The organism is Rhodococcus sp. MT28, from assembly GCF_058792695.1.
The window spans coordinates 230,938-257,053 of sequence record NZ_JBXAFD010000001.1 but is presented as its reverse complement, the minus strand read 5'-3'; the positions used below and the strand labels follow the sequence as shown (position 1 = coordinate 257,053).

The following is a 26,116-nucleotide window of genomic DNA, read 5'->3' as shown; positions in this document are numbered from 1 at the left end:
TCTGGGCTTTTGTGGCGACTGAGATGTTTTGGTCTGTGTGTCCAGGCGGTGGTCCGGACGCGAGCGGGACGGGAAATCGGCCGGCACGATGATTGGAGACGTGACCATGGTCACACGACATGGCCTCAATTCGAATAGCGGTGCGGTAAGCGTCGTCATGGCTTGTTATTCGATGGAGCGGTTGCGGGGGATAGTTGCTGCTGTTCATTCGATTGCAGCGCAGACCTTGCAGCCTGCCGAGATCATCGTTGCGGTCGACCACAATCGCTCGCTCGCGCACACCTTGCGCCGCGAAATGCCGGGCATCTGTGTGATCTCCTACGAGGACGGGCCTCGAGGTGCGTCTGGCGCTCGCAACGCTGGAGTTGCTGTCGTGTCGACGCCCTACACTGCCTTCATCGATGACGACGAGATCGCTGACAGCAGCTGGTTGTCGGAGCTGATCAAACCGTTCGCGGACGAGCGGGTCGTCGGGACGGGCGGACGGTACAGGGCAGTATGGCGATCACCCAAGCCTAATTGGTTTCCGGACGAATTCGGGTGGGTCGTCGGAGAATCGTTTCACGGAATGCCGATCGAGACCTCCCGTGTTCGCAACGTCTGGAGTGGCAGCATGGCCGTTCGTACAGCGGCTTTCCGCGCGGTCGGAGGATTTCGAGTCGGGTTCGGCAAGAGCGGCGAGCGATCGCAACCCGAGGATACCGACCTGTGTATCCGAATGGCGGAACTTGGCAACGACTTTCATTGGATGTACGTGCCGACATCGGTGATCGATCACGATATTCCTTTGGAACGCAGCACGTTTCGCTTCTTCCTGGCCCGCTGCTATTCCGAGGGGAAGGGAAAGATCGAACTGCGAGACGACCGGAACGGCTCGGAGGAACTCGACGATGAGCGTGACTACGTGCGCAGTGTTCTCACCAGCGGGCTTCGGCGATACGTCTTGGGGGGTCGGGTGTCCCTGTCGAGGGCAGGGGCCGTAGTTGCCGGAATCGTTTCGGCGGGTATGGGCGCCCTGTCCGCTATCGTGTGCAGGCGTCGGCACTTTGTAGGCCCGTGATGACGAACAAGGGACCGCGAATCTACGCGGATGCAGCGTCGATGGCGTCGTCCCAGGTCATCAATGCCGCACTAGGCATGGGATTTTGGGCAGTCGCGGCTGTAGTTTTACCGCCGGCACAGCTGGGCGTCATGACAGCGCTGCTTGCGCTCGTTACCGCTCCGGCAATGGTAATCGGTACCGGAGTCGGCGATGTCTTCAATTCGATGATGCCCGCAGCAGGTGCAAGCCTCGGCGCCGTGCACCGGCGAGGTCTGCAGGTGTTCTACATGTTGTCGGTTCCTGTGGGCGTCATTGCAGCGGTCGCGGCGGTTTGGTTCATTCCGGAAGTGAGGGGCTCGATTCCGGTTGCCTGCCTAGTGTTTGTGGGTGTTGTCGTCTGGGGCATGTTCATTCTGCAGAACAGCACTTTGACCAGTTTGGACGAGTCCCGGAAGTTGCCCTTGATCAACGGGATCGTCAGCGCTGGTCGCATTGGTGTTCTTCTCGCGTTGGTGTGGTTAGCGAATTGGCAACCGGTGGTCATGTCGACGGTCGTGGTAGGCGGAGCGTCGGTTGTGTTCATGCGGTTGATGATCGGCCGCATCGTCGAACGGCGATCGGCTACCTCGCCCCCTGGCCTGTGGACTGAAGGCAACGCGTCGGCTGAGGTCGTGAGAATGTGCGGGCAAGCTGTCCCGACCCAAGCCATGGGTGTCGGGGTGATCCTTCTGATGCCATTTCTCGTCACCGCCTATTCCGGTCCAGTTCAGGGCGCAGTTTTCTCTCTTTCGATGAGCATCGCACAGACTCTCGAATTCGTCGGCTCTGCCATGGGGACTTCCCTCGTGGTTCACGCCTCGAAGAACCCGAAAGATGGTTCCAAGATGGCGTTGGTTTTGTTTGTGAGGGTTTCTGTTCTGGTCGCTGTGGGCGGGGTATTGGTCTCGCTGGGTGCACCGATTATCTTCGGAATACTCGATCCCGAGTATCTGGATTTGGATGCCGAACTTGTCGTGATCATCCTTGCGATCGGGTCGTTGATGAGAACGATGTTCGTGGTGTGGTCTGCGTTGCAGCGAGCGAGGCGCGAGATCGGACCATTGGTGGTCATCAACGGTCTGTTCGCCGGACTTCTCATGGTGGTCTTGCCTTTCGCGTGCTTTCTCTGGGGAGCTGTGGGTGCTGCGGTTGCGGTCGGTGTGGCCCAGACGGCGGCCAGCATCGCCGCAGTCTTCGGGATAGCTCGGCGTCGAGATGCAATAAGAAGGCGGGTGTTTCAGTATGAGGTTTGAAGAAAATGTCAGAAATCAGGACGCCGGTGAGCCAGCCGCACAGGGCCTTCGGCGTGATGGACTCACGAATCTCGATCCGGTGATGACGCCGACGGCCGGAATCGAATTGTGGGCAGGGGCCATTTGGATAGGTCAGGTGGACGAGTGGGAGCTACTTGCATCGAGTGTCATCGAATTGACCGGGGGAACAGCGTACGGACGTGCTCGCCTGCTGGTCGCCCGACTCAACGGATCATTTGCCTTTGTCGAGGTTCAAGTCGCGAACGGAATGATCAGATCGAAGGAAGTACTGGCCTACTTGCCGGATTCCGAGCCTGTAACCACTTCACAGGTTCCCGAAGTGCCTGTCACATTGATCATTTGCACGATGAATCGACCGGACATGCTCCGTGAAGTTTTGACTTCACTCGCCGATCTCGACTACCGAAACTACGACGTGCTTGTCGTGGACAACGATCCTTCGTCCGGGTTGACACCGCCGATAGTGGACGCTTTCGCCGGAGTTCGGATCGTTGATGCGCCGGAACGTGGCCTGTCCAAGGCACGAAACATAGGCCTAGTTGCGGCCGCTGAAGAGTTCGTGGCATTTACGGATGACGATGTCGTGATTGACAAGGACTGGCTCCGTGAGTTGGTCGGCGGATTCGCAGTCGCGGAGGACGTCCACATCGTCACAGGTCTCGTGCCGACAGGTGAGGTATCGACTCCTGCTCAAGCCTTTTTCGATCGTCGCGTGAGTTGGTCGAAGAATCTTGTGCGAACGACGTACCGCTTGTCAGCTCCGCCTGAGAACGACGCTCTGTTCCCTTTCCGTGTGGGCGATTTCGGGACGGGTGCCAATTTCGCGGTAAGACGATCCGTGATGCTCGAACTCGGCGGATTCGACGAGGGGCTAGGGGTGGGATCGCCGTCAGGCGGCGGTGAAGATATCGACATGTTCGTCAGGGTCATTCTCGACGGGGGTGCGCTGGTCTACGCGCCTGCTGCGCGAGTCTGGCACCGCCATCGCATCGATTCAGCGGGATTGAGTAAACAGATGGCCGACTACGGCCTCGGCCTGGGAGCCTGGTTGACGAAACTCGCTATGGATCCGCGAATAGCGATGATGTTGGCGACGCGTATGGTCAAGGGACTTTCGCACTTCGGGAGCGTCTCCCAACCTGAAGAAGGTCAGATTCGACTTACACCCGATCTTGACAAATTGCCTTGGATCGAGCGGCGCGCATTGTTGCGAGGCCCCGCAGCGTTGGTGCGCTCGCGTTTGGGGGGATTGCGGGGGCGACCACTTCTCCCGAAGGGAACGCGCCCGGTGCGCAGTTCGATAGCCGTCGAATTTCCCGGCGCTAGGTCGATTCGTCGGGCGACTGCGATGGTTGACGCGCGGTGGCCGACCGACGAGCACAGACTGGCAATTCTGGGATTGGTCGGTGGAGTTTGTGGTCTGGTCGGCGCCGGCCTGGGCGCGATCGGCGCTCTCACCGGTGTAGCCGTGATCGTTTTTGTCGCGGTCGGCCCGGGTGCGGCAATTATGTCGTACATGCCTGATCAACCTGGCTACGTACGGGTCGCAGCTGTTCCGGCCCTGGGGATCTCGATCGTCGTGCTGATGACATTCCTGATGACCACAATCGAGGAGTACTATCCCTTTTCGCAGCTCGTGATTCCCAGTCTCGCTACCATCGGAGCATCTCTAGTTCGACTTCTCACCCTCGATAATCGCCCGGAAGTTTCCGGTCGCGAAAACCTCAAGCGACGTATCGGGGCTGTCCTGTCGGGGTTCCGGCGGTCATGACGAGATTGAAGGAGCGTAACGAGCTGTCGTCGACGAAGTCATATGATGCTCCGACTGACCGGCTGACGATTGCTGTCGTATCCGACAGAAAGAGGCGCGATTGGATTTCGTGGGGGATTCTCGTTGCAGCACTGGTGAGTTGGTGGATCGCTGCCCCTTCGCTGTCGACTGCACAGGCGTCGGATTTCGGCCTGCTGTTCGCGGCGTCGCCGTTCTTCGCCGGTGCAATCACTTTGTCGGTGATCGGCTTCGCAGTCGCAATGTCACGAAGGAACGACCGTGCAGCGTTCGGCGCGGTGGTGATTGTTGCGCTCGTGCAGAGGACTGCGACACTCATGGCGTCCGATGTGCCGCTGTATACCTGGACGTACAAGCATCTCGGGGTCACGGATCTGATCCAGCGAAGCCATTTCCTGGCACGAGGTGTCGATGTGTACAACGGGTGGCCTGGCCTCTTCACGGCAACGGCTTGGTTCTCTCGCGTTACCGGCGTGCCGGACATAACCGTTGCGAACTGGTTCGCGATCGCTGCGCATCTCCTCATGGTGATTCTGTTCTACTGCATGGCGAGGGCGTGGAGGCTGGATGTCCCGACCGCTATTTCCGCCACGTTTCTCTTCGAGGTGCTCAATTGGGTGGCGCAGGATTACTTCGCCCCTCAATCGCTGGCTCTGATCCTAGTTCTTGCATTCTTAACCCTGGTTGGATCCTCGCGAGACCGACCTAACCTTGTCGTCGTCATGATCGTGGTCTTCTGCGCGATAGTAGTCACTCACCAACTCACTCCGTATTGGATGGGATTGATCATGTTGGCGCTCATGATCTTTCGAATGCTTCGGCCGTGGTGGTTGACATTCGTGTTCGCTGCAATAGCCATTGGTTTCCTCATCTACAACTGGGACAGTGCAGGTGACTTTGCGAAATTCTCTTTCGACGTGACGTCGAACGCGAAGTCCAACCTCGCCGGAGCGAATCTCACGCCGACTGCAGGACAGGCATTTGCAAGTAAGACGATGCGTTTCTTGACTGTCGGACTGTTGGTTTCCTCCGCGGTCACGGCAATTATCATGTGGCGCAAGAAGATGCCGGTACTTGCTCTCGCGATTGTCGCGTTTTCTCCGCTCGCCATTCTGGCCGGGCAAGGCTATGGTGGTGAAGCGATCTTTCGTGTCTATCTTTACTGTTTGGTGGGTTGTTCCCTGCTGCTTGCATTTCCGGTCACTGCGATGCTCCGCGCGTGCCGAGCCTCGAGGATGAAGCTAATAGCGGCGGGCATCCTGCTCATCGGTGTCACGCTGTCTTCATCAGAAGCGTATTTTGGTGCGTGGTTCGCCTACTTGACGAAACCTGCAGTAGTCAAGGGCGCTTCCGAGGTGTTGGAGTCGGCGGATCCCTATGGTGTACTGAGGGTTCCGTCCCCGGCCTGGCCTGATCGGCCAACTCAGGCTTATCTGCGGTTGGCCGGCCTCGATCCGAAGTTCGATGTGCAACCGGAGGCCGCGACTCTTTTCTACGGTGCAGACTTTGCGACTGACGAAGAGTACGCGAAGTTCAATGAATACTTCGTCGCTGACCACCGGACAACGTACTTCGCGATTTCCGATCAAATGGTTTTCTACAATTGGTACTTCGGGCTCTCCCCACGGGACGCATTGCCGAATCTGGAGGCACGAATGCGGTTGGACCCGATGTGGAAAGTCTTCCTCGAAGGTAGTGGATTCGTAGTCTTCGAGCGAGTGGCCGTTAAGGATGAAAGTGGTAACGATGGCTGATCGCAGGCTGCGAATTCTTGCGTCGACGCTGACTCGCGATGTCACGGGTATCGAGCACAGTGTTATTCGGTTGCTCCCACGTCTCGGTGAGCAAGGTGTGAACGTTGTCATGGCCGCGCCCTCTGGTGGTGAGCTCGAACAGACGTGGAACGAGATGGGACTCGAATTCATACCGATGCCAGACGGGGCGCGTGTCGGTCTGCATGATTCCTCTGGCGCTTCTCAGACTCCGGCGACGTTGTTGTCGCAGATCCCGCGGTCTGCGACGTGGGTTTCAAAGCTTTTGGTACATGCTCGGCGTGCTGATGTCGTCCACTCGAATTCGCTCTTGTCACATCTGGATTGCGTTGCGGCTGGCAGGTTGGCGCGAACACCTGTTGTGCTCGAGATTCACGACATACTCGACCCGGGGCGAGGTCGGAGTCTGCTGAGTTCGGCCGTTCGTGGGGCCTCAGCCGCGATCGCAGTGAGTAATGCTGCACGGCAGCAGCTTTCGAAGTCGGCTCAGAGAAAGACGACAGTAGTTCCTCAGGGCGTCGACTCGGCGGTCTTTGCGCCAGGACCAGCTACGGTGCGAGCTGAGCTCACCGATGCCCCCGATTCTGCATTGGTCGCAGTCATTGGACGGGTCGACCCTGTCAAAGGAATCGACACCTTGATCGAGGCAGTATCCCAGATCCGTTCCCGCGGCAAGGACTTACATCTGGTCATCGTTGGCAGGTCGAGCCCGGGGAACGAGCGCTATGGCGAGAATCTTCGCCGAAAAGCTGCGGAATTGGCTCCTGGTGCTGTCAGATTTGTCGGACAACGGAACGATGTTGCGGCCATTTTGCGGTCGGTTGACATCCTGTGTGTTCCCTCCGTGCGAGAACCCTTCGGGCTCATAGCGATCGAAGCGATGTCAGTTGGTACTCCGGTGGTGGCCAGTCGGACCGACGGTTTCCTCGATTACGTCGTCGATGGTGAAAACGGACTGCTGTCCGTACCGGGTGATTCCGCAGACGTGGCCGGGAGAATTCTGTCCCTTCTGGATGACAGGCAGCTTCGCGCTCGGTTGGTGACCGGTGCACGCAGGTCGGTATTGGAGGACCACGCGGTCTCAGCGCGAGCTGATCGACTGATTGACGTCTATCGAAGGGTTGCGAAATGAGTGGGAGTACGCGTGTCGTGGTGCGGGCTGGGATGATTCTCTCGGTGGCCTCACTACTATTGGCTACTTCGTGCACCACCGGTGAACCCCCGAGTCCAATGATGCGAATGGTCTCGAGCGATTTCGGCACAGACGAATTCGATGGTGCTGCAGGGGATTCTCCTGACGCGGCGATGTGGGGATTCGATGTCGGGGGCGGAGGTTGGGGAAATCAGGAGAAGCAGATCTATACCGACAACGCCGAAAACGCGCGTTTGGATGGAAACGGTAATCTCGTGCTCGAAGCTCGTCGGGTCCTGGGGGGATTCACTTCGGCGAGGATCGTGACAAGGGACAAGTTTTCGTTCACCGAGGGCACGATTTCTGCCCGCATAAAGTTCCCGATGGCGCAGGGAATCCATCCGGCATTCTGGTTACTCGGCGAGAATTTGGCGACGGTGGGCTATCCGGAGAGCGGCGAGATCGATGTAATGGAGTTGGTGCACAATGCCACTGAGTATCACAACGCAATCCACGGTCCGTGGTCCGATCCTTCTGCACACACAGAAGGCAAGTGGAAGATGTCGTCGGATGGTTATCTCGGCGGTGATGCCTCGGACACCTTCCATGTCTACGAGGTGACGAGAAGATCTGACTCCATCTCGATCTTCATCGACGGTGTAATGGTGGGCGAGTATTTGCGCAGCGAGTCGCCGGACGGCTCCAAATGGGTATTCGACAAGCCGTTCTATGTCGTAATGAACATAGCGGTGGGCGGAGAATGGCCCGGGCCGACGGATGCAACCACCCCGGAGGTGTCGACCTTGACCGTCGACTGGATTCGATTCACGCCTTGAAAGTGAATAATGTCTAGGTACAAAATTTCTGCAGTTGATCAGATGCGGGTTCGTGATCGTGCGCTCGTCATCGGCGGACCAGTTGGTGTCATCTCGTCGAGTGATCTGCGGAGCGCGCTGATCGAGATTGCTCGGATCGGTCCGCAGACGAGGTTCGGATTGCGCGCGGATTCCTCTCGCCGTCGTTGGCTGTTCGATCCGGATGCTGTTGGCGCGGCAGTCGAAGAAGTTCCGCCCACCGACGCGGCGGACATTTCGAGATTTGCGACCGCCGTATTCAATTCGGATTTGACGCACTCGTCGATCCGAATCGTTGCGTCGGGGGAATATGTTGCATGTTTGGGTTCGCACGGCATCTCCGACGGGATCGGTGGTTCGCGATTGTGGGCTGCCCTTGTCAGCACCGCTCAATCAGGGCAACTACCCTCATCTCTGCATACAGCGGAGTCGAGACTTCCTTTGTCGCGCACAATTATTCGGTCTTTTGCAGCTGATCCTCGGCGGCTCGGAGCGGCCGTTCGATGGCATTCGCACGTGCGTGGAACACGGATTGAGGCGGTTTCGGCGACTCGCCGAACGCCCTGGCGGCCCAACCCGGTCAGTCTTTCGCTCCCGATGGATCCGCAAGTTGCACGTCGACTAGTGTGCTGGCGCGACGAGCACGCACCGTCGGCGTCTCTGCGCGCGATAACACTGTTTGTTTTTCTTGCTGCCTTGCGAGGTCATGGAGTGGAAACCGCGTCCAATGCGCTCGTGTTGATGGACGCGCGCAGATATGCGCATCCGTCGACCGTGGTCAATGGTAATTTTGCTGTGGGGCAATATGTTCCGGTGGGTGAATCCGTGACTTTGTCGGAGGTCAGTCGGGGTATCGCGGGGGCACTCGTTTCGGGTCACCCGTTGCTGACCCTTTCAGCGATCAGTGCGAAGGCGACTGTGGCTTCGGTCCTCGGGAGGTCCCACGCCACGGTCGCCGAGGCGAGCGTGAGCATCAAGCCTCACGCCTTGGTTTCATACTCGGACATAGGTCGTCTTCCCAATTCGGATGAAATCAGATGGACAGGCGATCCGCTGTGTGTGGCGGCCACCGATCCATATGGAGCGGAAGGAATCGCGTTCCTCGGTGCAGAGATCGATGGGCTACGTCACTTTTCAGTTACCTTCCACAGCAACGTATTCGATACCGAAATGATCAGGAGGGTGCTTCGAGCGGTCGCTTGCGATCCCACCGCACTGCTGGATGAATGTCGGTAACTCCGCGTATCAGTTCTCGTGGAACCAACGTACGTAGTCGACAGTCATCGTGGATGGCCAAGGTGTGGTGGAATCGGTTAAACCTGGCCAGGTTCCACCAACGGCAATATTCAGTAAGGTGTATGCGGGAGCGTCGAACACCCATGCCTCCGCTCCGGATACCTGTGACCGATCGAGGTACAGCATTCGAACGCCGTCGATGTAGGTCTCGATTCGTCCGGGCCGCTTGAGTATCCCGTAGGTGTGGAATGCGGTGAAGTCGGTGCCGGGTCGTGCGCCGCCGACACTGCGGTCCCAAACTCCGGTCACTCGTGTTCCTGATTTGGTAGGGCCGTGCACGGCGCTCGTGTATGTCTTCGCATCGTTGATGGTTTCGATCGCGTCGATTTCGCCACAGCCGGGCCAACCGGCTGTATATAGATTCGTGCCGAGCGTCCAGAATGCCGGATGCATGCCCTTTCCTGCTGGCAGTTTTATTCGCGCCTCGACTAGTCCGTAAGTGAAGTCGACCTTGCCGAAAGTTCCAAGTCGTGCGGAAGTGATTGTGTTGCCTACTTTTTGGGCCTGAATGAGGAGATTTCCTTGCCCATCCAGTCTCGAGTTGGACCGCGAGTCGGTGTACACCTGCTTTTCGTTGTTCCCCCAACCTCCGCCGGTTTCGTAGCGCCAGATGGCTGGGTTGGGGGCTGAATTTGCAGGGCCATTGAACTCGTCGTATGCATAGACCGTAAAACGATCTGCTGCGCGTGCTGGCGACATAAGAGGAGGCAAGCTAATCGTTGCCGTCGCCAGAGTTGTTGAAAGAAGGGCAATTCGAAGAAGTGCTGAAATTCTCATGCGCAGATCGTATGGGCGAGATATCACCTTCGGGACCATTGATCCCAAGATTGTTATCAGTTCGATATATAAAATTACTCGAAGTTTGTTAGCAAGTGTGGTATCCAACCAATTGATCGACTATTTGGGGTTGAACAGTGTTTCGCCCCAGTAGCTCCCGTCGGCGAGACCGCCGGGGCAAGCGAAGACCGCAGAACCGACGTGCTGGATGTATTCGTTCAGCGCATCGTGTCGTGAAAGGTTTTGCTGCATCGGAACAAACTGCTCGACCGGATTCCGGCAGTACGCAACGAAAAACAGTCCCGCGTCCAGGTGGCCGAAGCCATCGGAGCCGTCCGTGAAGTTGTATCCGCGGCGCAAGATCTGAATCCCACCGAGTTCCTCGGCAGAGGCCAGGCGCACGTGTGAATCCTCCGGGATGACGAAGTCGTGTCCCATTTTGGAATCGAGATCGAGCTCGTCGAACTCGTCCTTGCCACCGAGCGGCGCTCCGCTCCGTTTGGAGCGGCCGATGACAGCTTCCTGTTCCTTGAGTACTGCGCGATCCCACTGCTCGATCAGCATGCGGATTCGTCTGGCGACGAGGAATGATCCGCCTGCCATCCAGGCCTGATCGTCAGTGGGATCAACCCAGACGTGCTGGGCGAGTGCGTTTGGATCTTCCGCCTTGATGTTGGCTGTTCCGTCCTTGAACCCGAACAGATTTCGTGGTGTCGCCTGCGTCGTCGAGGTCGAGGATGTTCGTCCGAACCCGAGTTGTGACCATTTGACCGACGCGGTCCCGAACGCGACTCGCGCGAGGTTGCGGATCGCATGGACGGCAACCTGGGGGTCGTTGGCGCACGCTTGGATGGCGATGTCGCCCCCGCTGCGATTCGGATCGAGGTTGTCCGCACGGAAGTGGGGGAGATCGAGCAGGGCAGCAGGTTTCTTGTCTGCGAGACCGAACCGGTCGTCGAAAAGTGACGGTCCGAATCCGATGGTCAGGGTGAGTTGCGACGGCGCGAGATCGAGTGCCTCACCCGTGTCGCTCGGTGGTGCATACGGACCGTCGCCGGTCGCTCCGTCCTCGGTTGCTTCCTGACCCGCCGTCATTCGTTCGGCCATCGCCGTCCACGTCTGCAGCAGCGTGATCAGTTCGTCGCGCGACTTCGTCGTCACATCGAAAGCGACGAAGTGCATACGATCCTGGGCCGGCGTCGTGATGCCTGCCTGATGCTCGCCGCGAAAGGCGACCACGTCTGCGTGATCGGCGCCGGAACTCTCGTCGGCGGTCACCCGCCCGATGACGGCACCGGCACCGGCCAGGACGGCGCCGGCCCCCACCGCGCCGAACAGTCGGCGTCGTGAGACTGCGTGCGGTGCTGCGTTTTCCGCAGCGGGTGTGCCTTCTGGTGAATCAGTCATCTACTGTCCCGCGACTACTTCCTGGACCTGGCTGACCTCGGCGGACAGTGCATCGATTTTACGCGAGAGTTCCTGACGCTGCGCCTCGGTGACGGTGTCGTAGTACACGAATCCGTCGCCGACCCGGAACTGCGCCAGCGCAGCGTCGAGGTCGGCGAATCGGTCAGCGATGCGCTGGGCGAGCTCGGGATTACGTTCCTGCAGAATCGGGTTCAGTGCCGCGATCGCCGCTTGCGAGCCGTCGACGTTGGCCTGGAAATCCCACAGGTCGGTGTGCGAGAAGATGTCTTCCTCGCCGGTGATCTTGGAAGTCGAGATCTCGTCGAGCAGTCCTTGGGCGTCGCCGGCGATCTTGGTTGGATCGATCGTGTAATCCTCGGCATTCAGCTGGTCGGCAAGATACTGAATGTCTTCGAGCAGTTGATCGGCGACCGCGTTGGTATCCGGCTGAAGCCCGGTCACCCACAAATCCTTCTCGAGGCGGTGGAATCCCGTCCAGACCTGACCGGGCTCCAGATCCGCTTCGCGCAGGTCCAGCTTGGGATCGAGTTCGCCGAAGCTCTCGGCTTCGGGTTCGATGCGCTCGTAGTAGGTACGTGCGATCGGGAAGAGTGCCTTCGCCTGGTCGACGTTGCCGGATTGGACGGCGGCGACGAACTGAGCAGCGGTGTCCTGCAGCGCGACGATCTGGCTGCGGATGTACCTCCGGTAGCCGTCGGCAGCTTCGGCGAGTTGGCCGCTCTCGTCGGTGGCCGCCTGCGAATCGCCCGTGACGACGAAGTCCTGACGGATGCCGGTTCCGACCATGCCCGGCTTGCACGCGAGTTGATAGGTCGCAGCCTCGGGGAGGGAGACGATCAGCTGCCGGGTAAGGCCGGGGCCGATGTTCTCGACTTCGCCCATCGCTCGATCGCCCTCGGCGAAGACGTAGAACTCGGTGACCTTCGAGCCGTTGTTCGTCACCTGGAACGTCGCACTGCCAGTGGTTCCAGTGGTGGCACTGACGTCACACGAATCGTCGGTGGCCGTGACGACGATGTCGCCGTCGCTCGCGGTCGTCTTCTCGGTGCATGCGGCGAGGGAGAAGGGAAGTACCGCGGCCGTGGCCAGTACGAGGGTGGATTTACGCATGTCGGCAATGCCTCTCAGGATTTTTCGGGAACGTGTGTGTCGTGCGCAGGCGGGGTTGTCGGTTCCGATGGGCTCGACGGAAGGGGACGCAGGAAGAGCGCGAGGACGACTACGAGGTAGACGAGCCATGCGACGGCTTGCAGGACGGTCGGGTCCGGGCGGAAGTTGAAGATTCCGGCGAGGACGGTGCCGTACCAGGTCGACGGGTCGTAGCCGGGTGTCAGGTTGAACGCGAGATTCGAACCGCCCGGCAGGACGTTTCCGGTCTGCAGAGCGCGAACACCGTACGAGAGGATTCCGGCGGCTACGACGATGAGGAAGATCGCCGTGTACCGGAAGAACGTCGTCAGGTTGAGACGGAGGGCGCCGAAGTACATGGCGACGGTCAAGACGGCGGCCAGGAGAATTCCGAGGAGCAGTCCGACCAACGGCCAGGAGCTGCCTGCGGTGTTCTCGGCGTAACCGACCATGAGCAATGCAGTCTCGACGCCTTCACGACCGACCGCGAAGAACGACAGCGACAAGATGGCGACGGGTCCGGCGATCAACGCCTTCTCCATCCCCGCTTTCAGATCTCCGGAAATGTTTTTGGCGGCCGTGCGCATCCACAGGACCATGATCGTGACGATGACGACGGCGATCAGGGAGGCAACGCCCGCGATGATCTCTGCGGTCAGGCCGTCGACCGTCGACGTTCCGTAGTGGATCGCGAAGAAGATGATCGCCACCATCGCGACGGCGATCGCGACGCCGAGCCACACCCATTTCAGTGCGTCCTTGCGCTGCGCCTTTACGAGGTAGGCGGCGAGAATCATCACCACGATGCCCGCTTCGAGGCCTTCGCGCAGACCGATCAGGCCACTGCCGAATAGCTGGGTGGCAACTGATGGTGTGCTCGCGGCAGCGAGTACCGACACGGGCACAGGCGACTCCTGACTGAGTGAGTGCAACAGCTTCTGACGAACGCATGAGGCTAGGCCAGCCTTAACTCAGAAGAAGATACTCCATCATCGACGGCGAACCATGCTCTCACCTGTACTTTTGCTGTTCTTTACCAATGGATCCGGGAGTAGTTCACTCGCATGTGGATGATGGAGGGGTGTACCGAACTCCCGCAGCCCGCAGAAGTCCCCGGCGTCTCTCGCGAGCCGTAGCAGCAGTAGCTGCCGGAACAGCTTTGCTGGGCGCAGGCGTCGTGGCTTGCGGATCGAACGAACCGAAGGTTGCTATTCCCGAGGGCATACCCCCAGGTACCGGCTCTCCGACGCCGCCGATCGACATCAATGCTCCCGGCCGCAGTGCTGATCAACTCGCCGACTGGGCAGCGGGATTGTCGGACGACATCGGGATCGGGACGACGGCACTCGAGGCCTACGGGTACGCCGCCGCGGTGATGGCCGAGACGCTTCCCGGCTGCGGAATCGGGTGGACAACTTTGGCCGGTATCGGCAGCGTCGAGAGCCGCCACGGGACCTACGACGGCTCGTCGGTCGACGCGTTCGGCCAGGTTGCTCCGATCATTCGGGGAATCCCTCTCGACGGTGGCCCGGGAGTTGCCGAGATCCCCGACACCGACGGCGGGGCGATGGACGGCGATCCAGTGCACGACCGTGCGATGGGGCCCATGCAGTTCATCCCCGAGACGTGGCTCAAATGGGGAGTCGACGCCAACGGCGACGGCCGGGTGGACCCCGACAACATCGACGACGCTGCCCTCACGGCCGCCCGCTACCTGTGTGCACGCGGGGGAGACCTCACTTCCGCTGCCGGATGGCAGCAGGCACTGATGGCGTACAACCTCTCGGGCGACTATCTCGCGCTCGTTCGTGATCGTGCGTCGGCGTATTCAGTCGGGGTACGGCCGGACTGACGGTGATCGATCCGCAGGTCGGACCCGTGACCGCGCGTCGATAAAGAAGCCTTCGGCCCGTGCGGTTAGGCTGTGTGCTGGCACTACAGAGGTGCTGGCACTGCAGAGGCCCAGCCGCGATCGTGGTCCTCTTTCGACCGGAGGGGTCGGAGCCCAAGTGTCAAGCACGCAGAGCGTGCCCCAATGCGAAGCCCATTCGAAGGAGAACCACACAGTGGCCAGTATTGAGCAGGTCGGAGCTCGCGAGATCCTTGATTCCCGTGGTAACCCCACGGTTGAGGTCGAGGTTCTGCTCGAAGACGGAAGTTTCGCCAGGGCTGCGGTGCCGTCCGGCGCTTCGACGGGTGAGCACGAAGCCGTCGAACTGCGCGACGGTGGCGCACGCTACGGCGGAAAGGGCGTCGAGAAGGCCGTGGAGGCTGTGCTCGGCGAGATCGCTCCTGCCATCATCGGCATCGACGCAACCGAGCAGCGCACGGTCGACCAGGCGCTGCTCGACGCGGACGGCACCCCGGACAAGTCGCGTCTCGGCGCAAACGCTCTGCTCGGTGCCTCGCTTGCCGTGGCTCGCGCCGCCGCCGAGTCCTCGGGCCTCGAGCTGTTCCGCTACGTCGGTGGCCCCAACGCTCACGTTCTCCCTGTCCCGATGATGAACATCCTCAACGGTGGCGCGCACGCAGACACCGGTGTCGACGTCCAGGAGTTCATGGTTGCTCCCATCGGCGCACCGAGCTTCAAGGAATCGCTGCGCTGGGGCGCCGAGGTCTACCACTCTCTGAAGTCGGTTCTCAAGGAGAAGGGCCTCTCCACCGGTCTCGGCGACGAAGGCGGATTCGCGCCCGACGTCGCAGGCACCAAGGAAGCACTCGACCTCATCACGATCGCCGTGAACAAGACCGGCCTCAAGCTGGGTACCGACGTCGCGCTCGCTCTCGACGTCGCTGCCACCGAGTTCTACACCGACGGCACCGGCTACAAGTTCGAGGGCAAGAACCGCACCGCGGCCGAGATGGCGGCGTTCTACGCCGAGCTCATCGACGCCTACCCGCTCGTTTCCATCGAGGATCCGCTCGACGAAGACGACTGGGACGGCTGGGTCGCACTCACCGATCAGATCGGCAACAAGATCCAGCTCGTCGGCGACGACCTCTTCGTCACCAACCCCGAGCGCCTCGAAGAAGGCATCGTCAAGGGTGCGGCCAACGCACTCCTGGTGAAGGTCAACCAGATCGGCACCCTGACCGAGACCCTCGACGCCGTCGATCTCGCTCACCGCAACGGCTACAAGACGATGATGAGCCACCGTTCCGGCGAGACCGAGGACACCACCATCGCCGACCTCGCGGTTGCCGTCGGCAGCGGCCAGATCAAGACCGGTGCTCCGGCACGCAGCGAGCGCGTTGCCAAGTACAACCAGCTGCTGCGCATCGAGGAAAACCTCGGCGACGCAGCACGTTACGCCGGCGAGGTTGCGTTCCCGCGCTTCGCTTTCGAGGCCTGACGGAAATCTAAGATTCAGTAGTGTCTGCACAGCGCGGTAAGCCACGATCCCCCGGCGGAAGTCCGGGGGGTCGTGGTTCCCGTCGTGGGGACACACCGTCGCGTGCGCGTCGGGACAGTGCCCGACGCCCACGCGTGTCGGAACCTTCGGTAGATCCGGAAGCAGTCGATTCCGCTGTGACAGGCCCCGCGCAACCGGGGGTCTCCGCTGAGAAAGCGTCGGCGCGAGGGTCGAAGTCGGCCCGGGGGAAGAGCGGAACCAACAAGTTCTGGTCTCGGCTTCCGAAGTCGGACAACACCATTTTCGGCTTGTCCACCAGTCGGGCAGTTGTGCTCGCGATGGTTGTGCTCATGCTGGCGCTGACACTGGCAGTGCCGCTCCGTACTTACATCAGCCAGCGTTCGGATGCCGCGCAGGTGGCGGCGGAACGTCAGGTACTCGAGGAAGAACTGCGAAAGCTGCAAGGGCAGAACGCGCGCTTCGACGACCCTGCGTACATCGAAGCTCTTGCACGAGAACGCCTTCGGTACGTCAAACCGGGCGAGACCCCGTTCCAGGTTCAGCTTCCCGGTGACTACAAGGAACCCGAGAAGAAGCAGGAAAAGGAAACACCGCTCACAGGTCCGTGGTATCGCGATCTGTGGCAAACGATTTCGGAACCGCCAGTGGTTCCCGAGACGACGACACCGGCCCCGATGCCGTTGGCGCCGATAGAGCCAGAAGAACAAGGAGTACCCACCGGGTGAGCAACACGTCCGAAAATTCCCCACAGGTTTCACAAGCGGATCTCGACGCCGTTGCCGCTCAATTGGGCCGTGAGCCACGCGGAGTGATCGAGATCGCGTACCGCAGCCCGGACGGTCAGCCGGGCGTGGTCAAGACCGCCCCCAAACTTCCGGACGGAACACCGTTCCCGACGTTGTACTACCTCACGGACCCGCGACTGACTGCCGAAGCGAGCCGTCAGGAATCCGCCGGCGTCATGCGTGAAATGACCGAACGCCTGACCCAGGATCCGAAACTTGCCGCGGCCTACCGACGGGCATACGAGTCGTACCTTGCCGAGCGGGACGCGATCGAATCTCTGGGAACCGACTTTGCCGGCGGTGGGATGCCGGATCGTGTCAAGTGCCTGCACGTGCTGATGGCACATTCGCTTGCCAAGGGACCCGGCGTCAATCCGCTCGGTGACGAGTCCGTCGCGTTGGCCGGTCACGGAAAGCTGCGCGGCACTGCAATTCCCGCGGACTGGCCTGGCATCGACGATGCCGACAACACCGACCGGTGACTCGCCGTGTCGCCGCAGTCGATTGCGGTACCAACTCCATTCGACTGCTGATCGCCGACGTCGGCGCCGACGGTCGTCTGGTGGATGTCCGGCGCGAGATGCGCGTCGTGCGACTCGGTCAAGGTGTTGATGCGACAGGGACATTCGCGCCCGAGGCCATCGAACGCACCCGGGTCGCGCTGGTCGAGTACGCGTCGATGATCGCCGATGCCGGAGCAACCGCCGTTCGCATGGTCGCCACCTCGGCTACTCGCGACGCTGCGAATCGGGAAGACTTCTTCACGATGACGCGGGACGTGCTCGGCGCGGTGATTCCCGGATCCGGAGCAGAGGTCATCACCGGCGACGAAGAGGCGCGCCTCTCGTTCAGCGGTGCTGTGGGAGAACTTGATCCGTCCGAGGGCCCGTTCGTGGTCGTCGATCTTGGCGGCGGATCCACCGAAGTTGTCCTCGGCGACGCGTCCGGCGTCCAGGCTGCGTACTCCACCGACATCGGCTGTGTGCGCGTCACGGAGCGGTGCTTACCGTCGGATCCGCCTACAGCAGAGCAGGTTTCCGAGGCGACGGCTTTCGCGACCGCGAAACTTGCCGAGGCGTTCGAGGCCGTACCTGTCGAGAAGGCGCACACGTGGGTGGGTGTCGCTGGAACCATGACGACGCTGGCCGCGATTGCTCAGGAACTTCCGGAGTACGACGTCGAGAAGGTGCACCTGTCGAGGATTCCGTTCAATCAACTGTTCGACGTGTGCGAGCGTCTCATTGCTATGCCTCGGGTTGATCGTGCTGCCTTCGGCCCGATGCATCCGGGGCGGGTGGACGTCATCGGCGGCGGAGCGATCATCACCACGGTGCTGGCTCAAGCGTTCGAAGCCAAAGCCGGGATCACCGAACTGGTTGTCAGCGAACACGACATACTCGACGGCATCGCGATGTCGGTAGCTCAGACCGACCCGATAGTCTGATCCCTGCCGCATCCGACCCGTCGGGTGCGGCAAGGCCCCCATAGCCCAATTGGCAGAGGCAACGGACTTAAAATCCGTCAAGTGTCGGTTCGAGTCCGACTGGGGGCACCACGTAGATCCTCCTGCACATTGAATCGAAAAACCCCGCTCGTCCTCTTCGGGCGGGGCTTTCCGTGGAGCAGCGACTGACCACCAAGTGGCTACTGAGCCCAGACGGTCGTCCCTGCAGGAGCATTCAGCGTGTTGACGAGATCGATGCCGGCTACGACAGCCGCGCCGCCGCCGCCGAGGATCGTTCCGGCGACACCGCCGATTCCGGCGCCTGTTGCGAGGCCACCCAGGCACAGTGCCGCGGCGACGGGGAGTCCGACGATGGTCAAGCCCAGCGGAGCGCCGACAGCGCAACCGATTCCGGCGCCGACGATGGTGCCGAGCAGGCTGCCGACCTGAGTGCCGAGTCCGAGTTGGCTCTGGAAGTGCGCAATCGCCCGATCATTCTCCTCGGGCGAGGCGACGGGCGTCCATTCCTTTGCCGCAGGCGCACTCTCGGGTCGAGGTGTTGCCTTCGCAGAATCGGTGATCGGTGTCAGTGTGAGGGTCTTACCGTCTTCACTGATCGTGCGATCGAAGGGGAACTGTAGATCCCCGAGGTTGTATGCGAGAGGCAGGGAAACAAGGTCGGCTCCCTTGCTGTCCTGCAAGACGACGGACTTGCCGTCGCCGGACACCTTGAACAACCCGGCGTCGATGGTGGTGACGATCGACTTGTCGACGACCTTCGCTTCGTAATTCACGTCGGTCGACGGATCAGCTGATGCGATCCCTGTTGATGCTCCGACTGCAGCGACCGCTAGAGCAGTCACAGCCGCCTTCTTGAAGAAACCCATAGTTCAACCCCGTGTTCGCCTGCGTGTGCTCGCAGAAACTCGACAACTTCGGACATTGGTAAACCCCCGACAAAGCCTTCGTATTAAAGCAGACCGAAGTGACGGAAGGGATAGTTGCGCTCGGGCCGACCGGAAGCGGCCGGTGCAATCGAATGTGCAGCGTGCAGTACCAAGTTGTCGAACATGTGTGCGAAAATGTGGAGATGCGGTTGACCGAGCAATCCCCGGACTGCTGCCCCAACGGACACCGGCTCACGGCGAACACATGCCTTGTCGGTTGGGAGGTCTGCGGGTGTGCCTCGACGGAGAATGGCGGACACAGGACCCATTACTGCAGGCGATGTGGTGAAACTGTCCGGACGCCGGAGTGCGTCGGCGTGGATCCGCAGAAAAGTCGGTGGAGTTGAAGTGCTGTTACGTTGTGTTTCAAGGAGATTCGCGAGAGCCTCACCCGGCGGATCGGTGCCGGGTGAGGCTTGTGGATCAGGTAGGCGGGGCGACGGGTGCGTCGCTGCTTCCTCCCGAGCTCCCACTCGACGAGCCGGTGCCGAACAGTAGACCGAAGAAGCCGGAGATTGCGCCGAAGAAATCGAACATGGGCGAGCCTTTCGCGAGGACGAATGCGGTCACGACAAGTGGCCGACTTGTGGTGGTGTTCAGAGAAGTTCCGTCGACATTGACGGCAAAGGCGTCGGACGAAGGCCGACTGCCGGATGAAATGTACGATTCGTCCCGGTTTGATACAAGTCTTTCCCGAGTAACAGTTACTTGAGACTTAAATTATCGGGGGTGCCTGCCTGATCTGGGGTGCCCTGCCTGCTTGGGTGGGGCAACCAGGCAGGGCAGTGGTTGGCCGTCCCTCTCAATACCGACCTACGGCGAACCATCGGCGTTGAAACTACCCACAGTTCGTGACGTGCGCCACTTACGTACCGGTACCTTCGTTAGCCGGGGTCGGACGTTGCGGCGAAGGCGGTCGTCGACGTCCCCGCGGGGACGTGGTTCATCGAGAAATCGCGGTCCCGATCAGGGTTGACGACGCTTGCCAACAGGAGCATGGCGGCGACAAAGAGAACTCCTGCGGCGAGGTAGGCGATTCTCACGGGCAGGCGCGGGCGTCGATCTGAATTCGTGGACATTCACGTTCTCCATCGGTGCATGTTGGACGAACGCCTAGTTTAACGATCAACTAATGAAAGGGTGCGAACAGTGACGCAAGATACGAAAAGGCCCTCGATCTCGGGGGAAATCGAGGGCCTTTCCGGTCGAACGTCGGCGCCGCCAAGCACATAGCGTCACCGACCCACTATCGGTGTCGAGCGTGACCCCTCATGTCCGACCCCACTTCTCGACACTATCCAGTAACTTGCGACATTGTGGATGATTCGGACATTGTCATTCGGATGGGGGAGATCCCGTCCGCAGCCCCTACTTTCGTCCGGCAGCCCATTTCATTCCCCAGTTGTAGGCCCGATCGAGATCTGACTGACTGCCGTTGATGTACTGAACTTCGCGCGTCACCGTCACGCCTTGACCTGAACTCTGGATGAGAGCGATCGCGCACAGTCGCTCCTGGTTGCTGGTGGAGTCGAGTCGCACTTCCACCTCCGGTCCGTTGGTGGGATACAAGGTGACGACGCCGTCCACCGCCGCCCAGTTGGGAGCGCCGTCGTAGATCATCGCGAAGATCAGGATTCGCCGGAAGGCGCTTGGGTCACCAAGATTGACGTGCATGTTCTCGCCGCCGGTGTTCGCACCACTGCGGTCGTCGCCGTCGAGGGAGATGTAGGGCGGAGAAGTCAGTGAACCGAAACTGTTACCCAAGGCCTGAACTACTCCCTTGGACCCGTCGGCAAGTTCGTAGAGGCATCCGAGGTCCAGGTCGACCGCACCAGAGCCTGCGCCGGCGAGCTTGGCGAGAAAACCGGTCTTCTTCGGTGGTGCCCCCTGTGACCAGTTGAGGTTCACGCGCATATTGCCTTGTCGTTCACCCGCCTTCGCGAGGTTGACCGTCGGCGCCGATTTTGTGAGCGTGATCTTGCTCAAGCTGACCGGCGCTTGCGACGGAGTGGACTCGCCGGAACGTCGGGTGTAGTCGATTGCCATCGTGATAGTCCTTGTCTGAACTCGAATGAGTCCGATCGTGTTACCCGTCGAGGAATCTCCACCGACGTGATCGGCGATCTCCGGCCATTGTCCCTCATGTCTGATTTCAACCCATGGGCATCAAACTTGCGGCGCCAACTTGCGGCAGACCAGCAGTTTGCTGATTACTGTGTCTGTGGGCAGACGCGACTCCGAAATAGGGTGGACGCACTGGTTGACACGGCAACGTCCAATTACGGAAGAATTGCTGAGTCGGACGTCCGATTCAATTGCGTCGTGGGAGCGGGAGGTAAGTGATGCCAGTCCTGTCGCTTCTGCAACCCCGCCAGAGAGAAAGACTGACGCCCGCCCAACGTGATGACGTAACTCGTGAGCAGATAGCCGTCACCTTCGGCGTGCTGCCATGGGCCGCTGCCGTCCACCTCGTCGTCACACTCGGGCTGACGTTGTATGTAATTCCCCCGGACGGCGGACCGCTGCCGCGTGTGTGGCCCTTGCTGTCCGGCGTGATCGGGTTGGTGGGGATGTGCTTGGGTCTCGCCATTCATTTCAACCTGATCACACCCACGTACCGGATGTCCTACGCGTTTCTCATCGTCGAATTTGCTGTAGTCGGGATCCTGTATTCCTCGCTCGCCCTGGTCCTGTACCCGATCCTGGACGATTCCGGCGATCTGATCCTGATAGCGGTCACCACATCGATCACCGGTGCCGGAGCCGTGGCCACCGCGATGTTGCGAGTGGTGGGGGTCACCTGGGTCCTGTCCAATCTGATAATCCTCGGGGTGGCATTCTGGCTTCAGCTGGGACCCGAGTTCGAACGAATTCTCATTGGAATGATCGCCTATGGCGCGGCTCTGATCGGCGGCACGATAGTGGTCTCGGGCAACCTGGAATCTCGCTATCGAGCTGAATTGAGCGCCGCGTCGGAACGATCGGTCGTGCAGATGCTTCTCGAAGACTTCGAAGGCAACGCCGGGGACTTCGTGTGGGAGACGGACCAGAAAGGCAAGTTCAACCGAATCCCGACGCGGCTCGCGGTCGAAGCGGGGCTGGACTCCACCGAGTTGCAGGGAACGGCGTGGCAGGACCTGTTCATGGAGTTGGGCACCCTACGGATCCCCGGCGGGATCGATGCGCTCATGGAGTTGCAGCAGGCCCGCCACACGAAGACCGCATTCGTCGACGTGCTCGTTCCGGTCCGAGTTCACGGTGAAATTCGGTGGTGGCAGATCTCCGGACGCCCGCGCCCCGGCCGTACACCCGACGAGTTCGTCTGGCGAGGAGTCGGTTCCGACGTCACGGAAGTAAAACTGCAGAGTGACGAGATCGTGCGGATGGGTCGTGTGGACGCACTCACCGGTATGCCGAACCGGCACAGCTTCTGGACCGAGCTCGAGCGACTGCTGCGCGAGCCGTACACAAGCGAAAGTGGTCTCGCGTTGGCCATGCTCGACCTCGACAACTTCAAGTCGGTCAACGACACACTGGGACACACCGTTGGCGACGCGGTTCTGCGAGAGGTCGCGGATCGCCTGTCCGAAGCCGGCGGGGTGTCACAGTTGTTCGCACGTCTGGGGGGAGACGAGTTCGCGGTTCTTTTCACCGATGTGGGTGACAGCTCACAAGTTCGTACTCTGCTCGGCCGCTACATCGAAACTCTGCGCGAGCCGATCACAGTGGCTGGTACGCGGTTGGAGATCGGATGCAGCATCGGGTACTACCTCCCCGACGAGCTGCCGTCCTCCGCCGACGAGATGATGGGCGCTGCGGACCTGGCTTTGTTCGCGGCAAAGGAATCCGGGCGCGGGGCCGTACGTGAATATCGAGACTCGATGAAGTCCGTGGCCGATCGGCGGGCCCGCCTGCTCGAAGATCTGGGAAACACTGTCGCGGAGAAGGACCTCGAACTCGAGCTGTTGCCCAGGATCGACGTGGTTTCCCGCGAGATCGTGGCCGTGGAAGTCCGCGTGATCTGGCACAACGCCCGCCTCGGTGCCGTTACGTCCGCCGAATTCATGAGCGTCGCAGACGACACCGGTTTGGCGTACTCACTGGGGACTACCGTCTTCGAGTTGGCCTGCGAGGCGGCGTCCCGCCTTCCTGATCACCTGCGGGTAGCCGTCGCGGTATCGACGCGTCAGCTCGAATCGGATTCCTTTGTCGTCGCGATAGGGGACTCGCTTCGACGATCAGGTGTCAGTGCACATCAGCTCGAGCTCCAACTCAACGAATCATCGGCGATCACCGACGAGTCCAAGTTTGCGTTGCACGCCATCGCGGACATGGGAATCGCGCTGACCGTGGACGAGTTCGGCGCCGGATTCTCCTCGCTCGCATCACTGTCCGGCCTTCCGTTCACCCGAGTCCGGATAGAACGCTCCATTTCGGGTGCAGTGCCTGGTGGACGGTCGATCCTCGAAGCTGTCGTGGATCTGGTCGACGCGTTGGGAATGGAGGTCGTCGTCTCGGGAGTCGACGGTGAGGAAGACTTGAAGTCCGTGGCCGCTGCAAGGGTGAGGACTGTTCAGGGATACATCGCCGGCGGAGCCATGTCGGTCGACGCGGTCGCAGCGGCGGTAGCAGGCCGACGTGGATGACCCGGCAGTACTCCGTAGGCATCGCGTCGGGACGTCGGTGCGCAAACTCGGTCGCAGCGGCACGGAACAACACCTCTCGGATTACGATCGCCGTCGCCTACTCGATCGACGACTGCGGTTCACCGCGCGCGTACTGCCGTGGTCGTTTCTGACCGCGGCGGTTGCCTTGTCAGCGATCGTGGTGCTTCTGCCGGTGGATGCCGGATGGTTCACCTTCGCCTGGTCGAGCGTCATGCTGTTGTCGAGCGCTGGATTCAGTGTGTATTGGCTCCGGCGCTCGCGTCTCGGCGTCTCCGAGTCCCAGACCACCGAACTGGTGGTACTCACAGTCGAAATCATTGTCTGGGGAGTGCTCCTGGCGTGCTTGGCTCTCGTTCTCTTCCCGATGCTCGATCCTCGTGACGAGTTGGTACTGAGCTCGACCTTGATCGGTGGGATCGCGGTCGGCGTGTTTCCCACCATGATGTTTCGCGGAATCACTGTGGTCTGGATCAGCCTGGTGGGAGTCGGGTTGGCCGGGGCGTTCTGGACGGAACCGGGCACATCGCGTTTCGTGCTGATCGGGGTGCTGGTCGTCTTTGTAGGTTCGCTCTACAGCGGAACTTTGCTGTTGGCCAAACTTTTCGAGAGACGGCTACGCGCCGAACTCATAGCCGAGGACGAACGAGATCTCGTCGAGTTGTTGCTCAACGATCTCGAAGACGGAGCACAGGATTGGCTCTGGGAGACCGATTCGCGCGGTATCGCCAGTACCGTGTCGTATCGATTCGCCGAGCAGGTCGGTTTGCCGGCAGCACAGATTCGGGGCCGCACAATGCACGAGATCCTGATCGGGATCGGCGCGTCCCGAACAGATGTGGGCAGGAAGTCCCTTGATCTCCTCGCCGCGAATTTTCAAGCCGGGACGGCGTTTCGGGACCTCACCATGCAGGTCGTCGTTCGGGGCGATACTCGCTGGTGGTCGATGTCAGGTCACCCGGGCAGTGGCGATGGGGCGACCTACGGGTGGCGCGGTGTCGGATCCGATATCACGCACTCGTATCACCAGCGCCAGAACATCTTGCGATTGGCAGAGATCGATTCGTTGACCGGTCTCAGAAATCGGTACAGCTTCAACGCTCAACTGTCTTCGCGGATTCGGGACGGACACAGGGTGTGGCTGGCAATTCTGGATCTGGACAACTTCAAGTCGATCAACGACCGGTTGGGACACCACATCGGAGACGACGTGCTTCGCGATGTTGCCGGCAGACTGCACAGCGTTCTGCGATCGAACGAGATCTGTGGCCGACTGGGGGGTGACGAGTTCGCCATCGCCTTCGACGACCTAGCCTTCGACGACATCGGGAGTGCAGATGAGGTGGAGAAGAGATTCCAAACGATTCTCGACTCATTCGAACGACCATTTTCACTGGTCGGCAACCAGATTCGCATTCGTGCCAGTCTGGGTTACGGCTCGATGCCCGACGACGCAGACAGCCTCGAAGACCTGGTGATTGTCGCGGACCTCGCGCTTTACCACGCAAAGGAGAGCGGTCGGAACCAGATTCGCGCCTTCGATGCGACTTTGCGGGATCGTGCGACGGGTAGGGCCAGGGCACTGTTGGATCTTCGTCGTGCGTTGATCGACGAAGAGTTCGAGTTGGTTTATCAGCCACAGGTCTCGGCCGCGACGGGAGTTGTTGTCGGGTTCGAGGCTCTGCTGCGGTGGAACCATCCGACTTCAGGTCTCGTCTCGCCGGGAGACTTCATTTCGGTCGCCGAGGAAACCGGCTTGATCGTGCCGATCGGTGCAGGTGTTCTGAGGGCTGCCTGCACGGCGGCGACAACGTGGCCGGAGGACATTCGGGTTGCCGTCAACGTTTCTCAGGTGCAACTGCGTTCGAGTCGATACGTCGACTCGGTACGCCGGACACTGATCGAGGTGAACCTCCACCCCAGCCGACTCGAGATCGAGGTGACCGAATCGTTGGTCATCGACGACGCCGACCGAGATGTGTTGGTACAGCTCTCGGCGCTCGGCATCGCCATTGCGATGGACGACTTCGGCACAGGGTTCTCCTCGGTTGCCAGCTTGGCCCGGCTGCCGCTCGATCGGTTGAAGATCGATCGGGCGTTCGTCGCACCGCTGGACGCGGATCCCTCGAATTCGAGGTTCGCTGTCTTGCGAGCCGTCATCGCGATTGCCAAGTCTCTGGGGCTGGACACCGTCGCCGAGGGCGTGGAGACGGAGAGGCAGCGCGCGATAGTGACCGAGTGCGGATGTGACGTGATCCAGGGGTACCTCGAGGGAATGCCGATACGGGCAGCCGAGATTCCGCACTATTTGAATGGGCGACTCGGCGGTTCGAGCAGGTGGGGTGTCGCGGCTACCACTGAGTGAGAACTT

At 60.6% G+C, this 26,116-nt stretch carries 21 protein-coding genes and 1 tRNA gene; 15 read left to right on the top strand and 7 right to left on the bottom strand.

What is annotated here, in order from left to right; all coding sequences use genetic code 11:
* Positions 1 to 106: 106 nt before the first annotated feature.
* The 7 genes from AC1Q6C_RS01180 (at position 107) to AC1Q6C_RS01150 (ending at position 9,138) form a co-directional block, all read left to right on the top strand.
* The gene (locus tag AC1Q6C_RS01180; protein WP_193604713.1) at positions 107 to 1,060 is read left to right on the top strand and encodes a glycosyltransferase family 2 protein; all 954 of its coding nucleotides are present in this window, start codon (positions 107 to 109) and stop codon (positions 1,058 to 1,060) included.
* Positions 1,060 to 2,334, top strand: a complete 1,275-nt coding sequence (locus AC1Q6C_RS01175) for a polysaccharide biosynthesis protein (RefSeq protein WP_116058046.1) — start codon at positions 1,060 to 1,062, stop codon at positions 2,332 to 2,334. The genes AC1Q6C_RS01180 and AC1Q6C_RS01175 overlap by 1 nt, the downstream gene beginning before the upstream one ends.
* Complete coding sequence (locus tag AC1Q6C_RS01170) at positions 2,324 to 4,126, top strand: glycosyltransferase family 2 protein (protein ID WP_492666336.1); 1,803 nt, start codon at positions 2,324 to 2,326, stop codon at positions 4,124 to 4,126. The genes AC1Q6C_RS01175 and AC1Q6C_RS01170 overlap by 11 nt, the downstream gene beginning before the upstream one ends.
* A 239-nt stretch (positions 4,127 to 4,365) precedes the next feature.
* Positions 4,366 to 5,898: a hypothetical protein gene (locus AC1Q6C_RS01165; protein ID WP_147308028.1), complete on the top strand. Its 1,533-nt coding sequence runs from the start codon at positions 4,366 to 4,368 to the stop codon at positions 5,896 to 5,898.
* Positions 5,891 to 7,048, top strand: coding sequence for a glycosyltransferase family 4 protein (locus AC1Q6C_RS01160; RefSeq protein ID WP_208690397.1), 1,158 nt, complete (start codon positions 5,891 to 5,893; stop codon positions 7,046 to 7,048). The genes AC1Q6C_RS01165 and AC1Q6C_RS01160 overlap by 8 nt, the downstream gene beginning before the upstream one ends.
* Before the next feature lie 107 nt (positions 7,049 to 7,155).
* Positions 7,156 to 7,884 (top strand): glycoside hydrolase family 16 protein, encoded by a 729-nt coding sequence (locus AC1Q6C_RS01155; RefSeq protein ID WP_157770437.1) that lies wholly within the window; start codon positions 7,156 to 7,158, stop codon positions 7,882 to 7,884.
* Between the two features lie 729 nt (positions 7,885 to 8,613).
* Positions 8,614 to 9,138, top strand: coding sequence for a hypothetical protein (locus AC1Q6C_RS01150; RefSeq protein ID WP_147308029.1), 525 nt, complete (start codon positions 8,614 to 8,616; stop codon positions 9,136 to 9,138).
* Between the two features lie 9 nt (positions 9,139 to 9,147).
* On the opposite strand, the gene AC1Q6C_RS01145 is transcribed toward AC1Q6C_RS01150, so the two are convergent.
* The 4 genes from AC1Q6C_RS01145 to efeU form a co-directional block, all read right to left on the bottom strand.
* On the bottom strand, positions 9,148 to 9,975 hold the full coding sequence (locus AC1Q6C_RS01145; RefSeq protein WP_052416980.1) for a glycoside hydrolase family 16 protein: 828 nt from the start codon (positions 9,973 to 9,975) through the stop codon (positions 9,148 to 9,150).
* Between the two features lie 120 nt (positions 9,976 to 10,095).
* Entirely contained in the window at positions 10,096 to 11,382 is a 1,287-nt protein-coding gene (gene efeB, locus AC1Q6C_RS01140) for an iron uptake transporter deferrochelatase/peroxidase subunit (RefSeq protein WP_003946328.1), read from the bottom strand.
* Positions 11,383 to 12,513, bottom strand: a complete 1,131-nt coding sequence (efeO, locus tag AC1Q6C_RS01135) for an iron uptake system protein EfeO (protein ID WP_054827655.1) — start codon at positions 12,511 to 12,513, stop codon at positions 11,383 to 11,385. It abuts the gene before it with no gap.
* A gap of 14 nt (positions 12,514 to 12,527) precedes the next feature.
* On the bottom strand, positions 12,528 to 13,430 hold the full coding sequence (gene efeU, locus AC1Q6C_RS01130) for an iron uptake transporter permease EfeU (RefSeq protein ID WP_116058292.1): 903 nt from the start codon (positions 13,428 to 13,430) through the stop codon (positions 12,528 to 12,530).
* 140 nt (positions 13,431 to 13,570) lie between these two features.
* On the opposite strand from efeU, the gene AC1Q6C_RS01125 reads away from it, so the two are divergent.
* From AC1Q6C_RS01125 to AC1Q6C_RS01100, 6 genes are all read left to right on the top strand, one after another.
* Entirely contained in the window at positions 13,571 to 14,383 is an 813-nt protein-coding gene (locus tag AC1Q6C_RS01125) for a lytic transglycosylase domain-containing protein (RefSeq protein WP_492666335.1), read from the top strand.
* A 214-nt stretch (positions 14,384 to 14,597) separates the two neighbouring features.
* Positions 14,598 to 15,884, top strand: a complete 1,287-nt coding sequence (gene eno / locus AC1Q6C_RS01120; RefSeq protein ID WP_003946309.1) for a phosphopyruvate hydratase — start codon at positions 14,598 to 14,600, stop codon at positions 15,882 to 15,884.
* 176 nt (positions 15,885 to 16,060) lie between these two features.
* Positions 16,061 to 16,630 (top strand): FtsB family cell division protein, encoded by a 570-nt coding sequence (locus AC1Q6C_RS01115; RefSeq protein ID WP_231915783.1) that lies wholly within the window; start codon positions 16,061 to 16,063, stop codon positions 16,628 to 16,630.
* Complete coding sequence (locus AC1Q6C_RS01110; RefSeq protein WP_054827653.1) at positions 16,627 to 17,172, top strand: DUF501 domain-containing protein; 546 nt, start codon at positions 16,627 to 16,629, stop codon at positions 17,170 to 17,172. Before AC1Q6C_RS01115 ends, AC1Q6C_RS01110 begins: the two co-directional genes overlap by 4 nt.
* On the top strand, positions 17,169 to 18,134 hold the full coding sequence (locus tag AC1Q6C_RS01105) for a Ppx/GppA phosphatase family protein (RefSeq protein ID WP_192712315.1): 966 nt from the start codon (positions 17,169 to 17,171) through the stop codon (positions 18,132 to 18,134). Before AC1Q6C_RS01110 ends, AC1Q6C_RS01105 begins: the two co-directional genes overlap by 4 nt.
* A gap of 34 nt (positions 18,135 to 18,168) precedes the next feature.
* Positions 18,169 to 18,245, top strand: a tRNA-Leu gene (locus tag AC1Q6C_RS01100).
* A gap of 89 nt (positions 18,246 to 18,334) precedes the next feature.
* On the opposite strand, the gene AC1Q6C_RS01095 is transcribed toward AC1Q6C_RS01100, so the two are convergent.
* From AC1Q6C_RS01095 to AC1Q6C_RS01085, 3 genes are all read right to left on the bottom strand, one after another.
* Positions 18,335 to 19,021: a DUF8020 domain-containing protein gene (locus AC1Q6C_RS01095; protein ID WP_007728826.1), complete on the bottom strand. Its 687-nt coding sequence runs from the start codon at positions 19,019 to 19,021 to the stop codon at positions 18,335 to 18,337.
* Positions 19,022 to 19,965: 944 nt separating this feature from the next.
* The gene (locus AC1Q6C_RS01090; protein ID WP_192712316.1) at positions 19,966 to 20,160 is read right to left on the bottom strand and encodes a hypothetical protein; all 195 of its coding nucleotides are present in this window, start codon (positions 20,158 to 20,160) and stop codon (positions 19,966 to 19,968) included.
* Positions 20,161 to 20,449: 289 nt separating this feature from the next.
* Positions 20,450 to 21,127: a TerD family protein gene (locus tag AC1Q6C_RS01085; RefSeq protein WP_193595093.1), complete on the bottom strand. Its 678-nt coding sequence runs from the start codon at positions 21,125 to 21,127 to the stop codon at positions 20,450 to 20,452.
* Positions 21,128 to 21,423: 296 nt separating this feature from the next.
* Between AC1Q6C_RS01085 and AC1Q6C_RS01080 the strand changes: the two genes are divergently transcribed.
* Both AC1Q6C_RS01080 and AC1Q6C_RS01075 read left to right on the top strand, forming a co-directional pair.
* Positions 21,424 to 23,727: a putative bifunctional diguanylate cyclase/phosphodiesterase gene (locus tag AC1Q6C_RS01080; protein WP_492666334.1), complete on the top strand. Its 2,304-nt coding sequence runs from the start codon at positions 21,424 to 21,426 to the stop codon at positions 23,725 to 23,727.
* On the top strand, positions 23,720 to 26,110 hold the full coding sequence (locus AC1Q6C_RS01075) for a putative bifunctional diguanylate cyclase/phosphodiesterase (RefSeq protein WP_397524165.1): 2,391 nt from the start codon (positions 23,720 to 23,722) through the stop codon (positions 26,108 to 26,110). Before AC1Q6C_RS01080 ends, AC1Q6C_RS01075 begins: the two co-directional genes overlap by 8 nt.
* Positions 26,111 to 26,116: the final 6 nt, after the last annotated feature.